7 protein-coding genes and 1 pseudogene are annotated in these 7,683 nt (G+C 63.4%); 2 read left to right on the forward strand and 6 right to left on the reverse strand.

What is annotated here, in order from left to right:
* Window positions 1-388, reverse strand: a 388-nt coding sequence (locus K2W81_RS15695; protein WP_294106237.1) for a MerR family transcriptional regulator, incomplete at its 3' end; no start/stop codon positions are given.
* A gap of 57 nt (window positions 389-445) precedes the next feature.
* Window positions 446-1,693, reverse strand: coding sequence for a nucleoside transporter C-terminal domain-containing protein (locus tag K2W81_RS15700; protein ID WP_294106240.1), 1,248 nt, complete (start codon window positions 1,691-1,693; stop codon window positions 446-448).
* Between the two features lie 94 nt (window positions 1,694-1,787).
* Here K2W81_RS15700 and K2W81_RS15705 point away from each other — a divergent pair, with 94 nt between their 5' ends.
* Entirely contained in the window at window positions 1,788-2,462 is a 675-nt protein-coding gene (locus K2W81_RS15705) for a queuosine precursor transporter (RefSeq protein WP_294106243.1), read from the forward strand.
* Window positions 2,463-2,583: 121 nt separating this feature from the next.
* Here the strand turns inward: K2W81_RS15705 and K2W81_RS15710 are convergent, their stop codons facing one another.
* From K2W81_RS15710 to K2W81_RS15725, 4 genes are all read right to left on the reverse strand, one after another.
* Window positions 2,584-2,976 (reverse strand): thioesterase family protein, encoded by a 393-nt coding sequence (locus K2W81_RS15710; RefSeq protein WP_294106246.1) that lies wholly within the window; start codon window positions 2,974-2,976, stop codon window positions 2,584-2,586.
* A 1-nt stretch (window position 2,977) separates the two neighbouring features.
* Entirely contained in the window at window positions 2,978-5,035 is a 2,058-nt protein-coding gene (locus K2W81_RS15715; RefSeq protein ID WP_294106249.1) for a S9 family peptidase, read from the reverse strand.
* A gap of 188 nt (window positions 5,036-5,223) precedes the next feature.
* Window positions 5,224-6,537, reverse strand: coding sequence for an NAD(P)/FAD-dependent oxidoreductase (locus K2W81_RS15720; protein WP_294106251.1), 1,314 nt, complete (start codon window positions 6,535-6,537; stop codon window positions 5,224-5,226).
* A gap of 78 nt (window positions 6,538-6,615) precedes the next feature.
* Window positions 6,616-7,221: a hypothetical protein gene (locus K2W81_RS15725; RefSeq protein WP_294106254.1), complete on the reverse strand. Its 606-nt coding sequence runs from the start codon at window positions 7,219-7,221 to the stop codon at window positions 6,616-6,618.
* A gap of 166 nt (window positions 7,222-7,387) precedes the next feature.
* Here K2W81_RS15725 and K2W81_RS15730 point away from each other — a divergent pair.
* Window positions 7,388-7,683: pseudogene (locus K2W81_RS15730) on the forward strand (hypothetical protein); the annotation flags it as partial.

Below are 7,683 nucleotides of genomic sequence, written 5' to 3' on the forward strand. Positions count from 1 at the left end.
TCACGTCTCCTGTCCTGATCAGCGAGCAGAAGGTCGCGGCATCGATCGGCTCGCCGCGATCGATTCGGGACAAGGTGGTGCGCAGGATCGTGCGTGCTTCGGAAAGCGCGCGCGCCTGGTCATTCAGCGTGTCGAGTTGCAGGGCGACCAGCTGGCGCAGGTCGATGGGCTTTTTGTCGAACAGCGCCTTGATCTGCTGCAGGCTCAGCCCCGCGCGCTTGAGCGCGACGAGCTGATGCAGCCGCTCAAGCTCGCCTGCGCCATAGCAGCGGCGGCCCGAGCCGGTGCGGAGCGGCTTTACCAGCCCGCGCGCCTCATAGAATCGGAGCGCGCGTGCGGATAGGCCGGTGGTGCGGGCAACCTCGGCAATGTCGATGATCTGCGTCATACCCCGCTTGTAGCGGTTGACGCTGCGTCAGCTTCAAGCGGTTTTTGGTCGCCTGCGCTAACTGATCAGCAATCCGGCGAGCGCGGCGGACATCAGGTTCGACAGGCTGGCCGCCGCCAGCGCGCGCAGTCCAAGCCGTGCGATCACCGGTCGTTGATTGGGCGCAAGCCCGCCAGTGACCGCAATCTGAATGGCAATCGACAGGAAATTGGCAAAGCCGCACAGCGAGAAAGTGACAATCGCGATCGTGTGCGCCGAGAGCGACTTGAACTCCTGCCCCAGCTGAATAAACGCGACGACCTCGTTCAGCACGATCTTGGTCCCGAACAGCCCGCCTGCCTGCAGCGCTTCTTTCCAAGGGACGCCGAGCAAAAACATGAGCGGGGCAAAGACATAGCCGAGCAGGCGTTGAAACGTGATGTCGGGATAGCCCACCCACGCTCCTGCTCCGCCCAACAGGCCATTGGCCAGCGCGACCAGCGCGGTAAACGCCAGCACCATCGCAGCAACCGCCACCGCCAGCTTGACCCCCGTCTGCGCGCCATCGGCGGCGGCCATGAAGATGTTGACGGGCCGTTCCTCGCCAAAGGTGATCGGCCCTTCGATCACGGGCTCTTCCGCGACATGATCGGGATCATCGGGCATGATGATCTTGGCCATCAAAATACCGCCCGGCGCCGACATGAAACTGGCGGCGACCAGATAGGGCAATAATTGAGGCCCCAGCGGCCCGAGCACTTGATAATAGAGCACCAGAATCGTGCCTGCCACGCCGGCCAGCCCGACCGTCATCACCGCAAAAATCTGCGACGCGGTCATTGCCGACAAATAAGGGCGGATGACGAGCGGGGACTCGCTTTGCCCGACAAAGATATTGGCCGCTGCGCCCAGCGATTCGACCCGGCTCACCCCCGTCACCAGTCGGATCGCGCCACCGATCCACTTCACGATGAACTGCATCACCCCGTAATAATATAGAATCGCGATCAGCGCGGCAAAGAACACCACGGCGGGGAGCGCCGAAATCGCAAAACCCGCGCCATAGGGCGACGCGACAAGTTCGGCCCCGAAAATGATCTTCGACCCTTCTTTCGAGTAATCGAGCAGCTTGACCACGCCGTTCGACATTGCCTGCACGCCGGCGCGCCCGGCCGGGACATAGAGGACCAGCACCGCGACCGCTGCCTGCAACGCAAACGCCGCGCCGACGACGCGCAGCCGGATCGCGCGGCGGTTGCTCGACAAGAGCACGGCAAGCCCGAGAATGACAATGATCCCGGCAATGCCGATCGCGAAACGGTTCATATGGTGGTTGGTCCCCTGTTGCACGGCAACATACACGGGCGGCGCAGATGGGCTAGAGCATTTGCCACCGCGCAAATTCGCGCTAGCAACGGCTATGGACCAGCCAACCTCCGCGATCCCGCGCTCGCTCTTCGCTTATTCGATTTTTTACGGCGGTATGGTCTGCATCGCGGGCGTGCTCGGCAACAAGCAGGTGTCGCTTGGGCCGCTGTCGGCGCTGGGGCCGGTGTTCGGGCTGCGGCCGCTGGCGATTGAGGCGGGGATTTTTGCCTTCCTGCTGCTGGTGATCGTGTCGAGCGCGGTTGCCGAGCTGCACGGGCGGCAAATCGCCAACCGGCTGGTGCAATATGGGTTCGTACCGCTGATCTTTTCGATCCTGCTGTCGCTGGTGGTGCTTGCCGCGCCCGCCTCGCCCGACATGGAGCCCGCGCGGCGTGACGCCTTCGCGCTGATGATGGGCGCGACCCCGCGCATCTGGCTGGGGGGGATTATCTCCTACGGCATATCGCAGACGCTCAACGTGACGATCTTCTCGTGGCTTCAGCGCGGCGACGGCGGCTTGCTGTGGCTGCGCGCGGGGGTGGCGAGCATATTGAGCCAGATCGTCGACACATTGTTGTTCGTGACGATCGCCTTTTGGGGTGTGTTCCCGATCTTCGAGCTGCTGGTCGGCCAGATGATTGTGAAGGTGATTCTGTCGGCGCTGATCGTGCCGCCGGTGATCTATCTGTTGGTCGGATTGGGGCGCAGGTTGGATCGGGCGGGCTGAAGTCTTTTGATTTTACCTTGACCCGTTCGTTTCGAGCGAAGTCGAGAAACAGGCCACAAGCGGCGCGCATGGTGTCTCGACTTCGCTCGACACGAACGGGAAGGGCTAATGTCTTACAACGCTACCGAAAAAACGGCGCCGCGATCTCCGGCGTCACGCGCATCAGCCGCCCGCTGGTGCGGTCGAGCAGAGCCCAGGTCGTGATCGCCTCGACCTTCACCGTACCGCCTGCATCGAAGAACCGCACATGCCGATTGAAGCGCGCGCCGTTGGGCGGGGTCGGGACCCAGGTCTCGCCCGTCACCGTCTCGCCGAGCCGCACATTGCCGCGATAGTCGACTTCGTGCCGGGTGATCACCCAGACATGATTGGCCTGATGATCGGGCGGCGCGACCGATTCCCAATGTGCGACGGCAATGTCCTGAATCCAGCGCACCCATACGACATTGTTGACATGGCCGAGCTCGTCGATGTCGGCGTCAGTCGCGGTGATCCGGCGGCTGAAGCGGGGCACATTATCCCTCCACGCCCAATTGCCAGAGCACAAAGGCATGCTCCTCCGCGGATTCGCGCAAACTCTCGAACCGGCCTGACTTGCCGCCGTGCCCCGCGCCCATGTTGGTCTTCAAGAGCAGCACATTGTCGTCGGTCTTGGTCGCGCGGAGCTTGGCGGCCCATTTCGCGGGCTCCCAATAGGTGACGCGCGGATCGTTGAGGCCGCCGGAAATGAACATCGGCGGATAAGCCTGTGCGGACACATTGTCGTAAGGCGAATAGCTGCGGATCAGGTCGAACGCCTTGGGGTCGTCGATCGGATTGCCCCATTCGGGCCATTCGCCGGGCGTCAGCGGCAGATCGGCATCCATCATCGTGTTGAGCACGTCGACGAAGGGCACATCGGCGATCACCGCGCCCCACAGCTCGGGATCGGAGTTGACCACAGCGCCCATCAGCTCGCCGCCGGCCGATCGGCCCGCGATCGCGATTTTGCCCGCGCTGGTCCAGCCCTGTTCGACCAGCGCCTTCGCCACATCGACGAAATCGTTGAAGGTGTTGGTGCGCTTCTCGAGCTTGCCGTCGAGATACCATTGCTGGCCGAGATCATCGCCGCCGCGGATATGCGCGATCGCATAAGCGAATCCGCGATCGAGCAAGCTCAGCCGCCCGGTCGAAAAACCCGGCGGGATCGCATAGCCGTACGCGCCATAGGCATAGAGGAACAGCGGGCGGCTGCCGTCCTTGGGGAAATCCTTCGGATAGACGATCGACACCGGAACCTGCGTGCCGTCGCGCGCGGTGATCTTCAGCCGATCGGTGGCGTAGTTCGCCGCGTCATAGCCACTCGGGATTTCCTGCACTTTCAGCACGGTCATGGCACCCGACGCGACATCGTAATCATAGACGGTGCCGGGGGTGACCATCGATTCATAGCCGAGCCGCAGCACGCTCATGTCAAATTCGGGATTGTCGCCGAGGCCTGCGTCATAGCTTGCTTCGGGGAAGACGATGCGGTGCGGCGCCACGCCGGGGTCGTAGGCGTGGATCTCGATCTGATCGAGCCCGTCTTCGCGCCCGTCGACGATCAGGAAATTCTTGAAGCAGCTGATGCCGGTCATGTAGAAATGCGGCGAAGCGGCGATCCGTTCTTCCCACACATCGGGCGCGTCGATGCTTGCGGTGCACAGCCGGAAATTCGGGTGCGTGTCGTTGGTGTGGATGAACAGCGTGCCCTCGCGCGCGTCGACATCATATTCGCGCTCGGGCACACGCGCGCTGACGAGCTTCAACGGCGCGAGGGGGTCGTTGGCGGGGAGCAGCCAGACTTCGCTCGTCACATGATCGCCGGTCGCGATCACCAGCCACGCGCGGTCGCTCGTTTCCGACACGCCGACGCGAAAGCCTTCATCGGCTTCCTTGAACAGCTCGATATCGCTTTCGGGATCGGTGCCGAGCCGGTGCAGCCGCGCATTGTCGGTGCGCCATTGCTCATTCGCGAGGCCGTAGAGAAAGCCGCTATCGTCGGCGACCCACACGATTTCGGAGAGCATGCCGGGGATGACATCGGGGAAATGCTCGCCGGTGGTCAGGTCCTTGACGCGCACGGTGAAGCGCTCCGAGCCATTGTCGTCAATCGCATAGGCGAGCAGCCGCCCGTCATTGCTGACCGCCAGCGCACCGAGGCGGAAATATTCCTTGCCCTCCGCCAGCGCCGGTTCGTCGAGGATGAGCTGATCGTCGCCGCCCGCGACGGGCTTGCGCCACCATTTGCGATACTGCCCACCGGTTTCGAACGCGGTCCAGTAAAGCCAGTCGCCGTCCTTCTGCGGGACCGAGCTGTCGTCTTCCTTGATCCGCGACTTCATCTCTTCATAGAGCCGGTCGGTGAGCGGCTTGAGCGGCGCCATCACGCCTTCGAAATAGGCATTCTCGGCTTCGAGATAGCCGAGCACATCCTTGTCGGTAACCTCAGGATAGCCGGGGTCCTTCAGCCAGGCATAGGGATCGTCGATCGTCTGGCCGTGGGCAGTGAACGAATGCGGGCGAAGGGGGGCGATGGGGGGGGTGTTGGTCATCTCGGCGTCTTAACGCGGTGGAGAGGGAAATCGAACCCCGGCATTTTCGTTCCCCGAAACCCAAGTCCGTTTGCCCTGAGCTTGTCGAAGGGCTGTCCTTCTTTTCCACTGCCGCAAGAAGGAAGAACGGTGCTTCGACAAGCTCAGCACGAACGGTGCGAGTGTAGACCTGCCTTATCGATGCGGTATCAGTGCAGCTTCAGCTTCGGCCTAACGATCTGGTTGACATGCCCGATCACGATCAGCGCCGTCCCGCGCCACCAGCCGTGGATCGCGATCAGGTGCATGCGGTAGAGCGACGTATAGACCATCCGCGCAATCCAGCCCTCGACGAACATCCGCCCGCCGACCAGATTGCCCATCAGGCTGCCGACCGTCGAAAAACGGCTGAGCGACACCAGCGAGCCGTGATCCTGATAGACGAAATCCTTGAGCGGCTGACCGGCTTGCGCGCGGACGAGGTTGGTGAAGACGAGGCTCGCCATCTGGTGCGCCGATTGCGCGCGCGGCGGGATCGGCTTGTCGCGGCCCGGCAGCAGGCATGACGCGCAATCGCCGAGCGCATAGATGCGGTCGTCGGTGACCGACTGAAGCGTCGGGCGCACAATCACCTGATTGCCGCGGTTAAGCTCGAGATCGCTCATCGTCGCGATCGCATCGGCGCCCTTCACGCCAGCGGCCCAGACGATCAGATCGGCGGCGATCACTTCGCCGCTGCCGGTGTGGACTGCGCCCGCTTCGAGCCGGACGACCTGCGTGTTGTCGAGCACGCGCACGCCGAGCACTTCGAGTTCGTGCTTGGCGGTCGCCGCGAGCGTTTCGTCGAGCGCGGGCAGGATACGCGGGCCCGCTTCGATCAGCGAGACTTCAAGCTTCGTTTCGTCGAACACTTCGAGCCCATAGTGCCGCAGCGCTTTCGCCGCATTGTACAGCTCGGCCGCGAGTTCGACGCCGGTCGCGCCGCCGCCCACGATGCTCACCCGCACGCGCGCGTCAGGATTGCCGGTCTGGTGAGCGTGGTTGGTGCGCAGGCACGCATTGAGCAATTTCTGGCGGAAACGGTCAGCCTGCGGGCGATCCTCCAGAAACATCGCATGCTCGCGCACGCCGGGGACGCCGAAGTCATTCGAAATGCCGCCAATCGCCAGCACCAGATAATCATAGCGGATTTGGTGCCGCCCGATGATCTCTTCACCACTATCGTCGAGCATCGGCGCGGTGGTGATCGTGCGGGCGGCGCGATCGATGCTTTCGATGCTGCCGTTGAAAAAACGATACCCCCAGCGCACGGCATGGCCGCCGTAACCGACTTCGTCGAGATTGGCGTCGAGCGATCCCGCCGCGACTTCATGCAGCAGCGGCTTCCAGATATGCGTCAGGTTGCGGTCGATCAGGATGATGTCGTGGTATTTGCGGCCATAACGGCTGCCGAGCTTGCGGACGAGCTCAAGGCCCCCGGCGCCGCCGCCCACCACCACGATCTGGGTTTTCTGATTCGGCACCGGCATTCCCCGCTGCGCTGCAACAATCGCGCGCAGCCTGTCCTTGCCAGAACAGGCCCTGGTAACTCAAGCAAGCGATTATTGTGCGGCGAGTTTGGGGTTGGCGGCTTGCAGTTGATCGAGCCGTGTGCGGTAATGTTCCATCACCGTTTCGGGCGTCGCGTCGATCGAATCAAGCCGCGCGAGCCAGCGGCCCTGCTCGGCCCGCAACGCGCCGGGATCGCGCGCGCTGCTGAGCGCGTGGCGATAGACCAGCGCCAGATTATAATCGACCGTGGCGAGATCCCAGTGGGTGCAGATCACCGATCGCGCGGCCGAAAGCCGACCCTCGCACGAAAATGTTTCGACCCGGGTCGCGGCGCCCCAATCGGCGCCAGCGACTTGCGGCACGCTGGGACTGGAATCGGGCGCCTTGGGCTGCCACAAGCCATCGATCCAGTTGTTGACGGTCCCGCGGCTGAACGGCGACGCAACGCTCGTCCGGCTGGCGCCGGGCGTCGCGAACAGCCATGACGCCGCACCGATCGCGCCGACGATGCCGAGACCAAGACCGACGATGCCCAAGAGCGTCTGGCGCGAGGCGGGCGGCGTGGGCTTGTTGAGCGGGCACGCGGACGCCTGACAGCGCACCAGGGAGGGCTTGCTGATATCGCGTGAGCAGATTTGGCACGTCTTCGGGCTCATGGTGCTACGATTAGCCGATCAAGGTTAAGGTCCGGTTTCCGCGCGACGGCGTGACGTCAACTTGGGGAGTGGGCCAACCCCTCCCACAAGGATTACGGTTTGCAAGCGACCGCGCGGGCTGGTCTAGTCGCGCCAACGGGGCTGGGCCATGGGGGGCGACGAGATGATGAAACGACTGACCGTGCTGATGTTGAGCGGCTGGATGCTGGCGAGCGCGGCGCCCGGGCCGCATCCCGTAACCTCCAATGACATCGCGCGAATCAAGGGCGTGCGCGATCCGCAGGTCGATCCGTCGGGCACCTGGGTCGCCTATGCCGTGCAGTCGACCGACGTCGCCGCCGACAAGCAGGAAACGCATTTGTGGATGACGCGCTGGGATGGCAGCCGCACCGTCCAGATCACCAGCCGCAAGGGCGAAAGCGAATCGAACCCGCGCTTCAGCCCCGACGGCCAATGGCTCGC

This window comes from Sphingomonas sp., assembly GCF_019749955.1.
In the GTDB taxonomy this organism is placed as follows: Bacteria; Pseudomonadota; Alphaproteobacteria; order Sphingomonadales; family Sphingomonadaceae; genus Sphingomonas.

Bases quoted from the DNA above. Each gene is read 5' to 3' on its own strand.
- K2W81_RS15705 (WP_294106243.1), top strand. From the start codon at position 1,788: ATGGACCAGCCAACCTCCGCGATCCCGCGCTCGCTCTTCGCTTATTCG.
- K2W81_RS15700 (WP_294106240.1), bottom strand. From the start codon at position 1,693: ATGAACCGTTTCGCGATCGGCATTGCCGGGATCATTGTCATTCTCGGG.
- K2W81_RS15715 (WP_294106249.1), bottom strand. From the start codon at position 5,035: ATGACCAACACCCCCCCCATCGCCCCCCTTCGCCCGCATTCGTTCACT.
- K2W81_RS15725 (WP_294106254.1), bottom strand. From the start codon at position 7,221: ATGAGCCCGAAGACGTGCCAAATCTGCTCACGCGATATCAGCAAGCCC.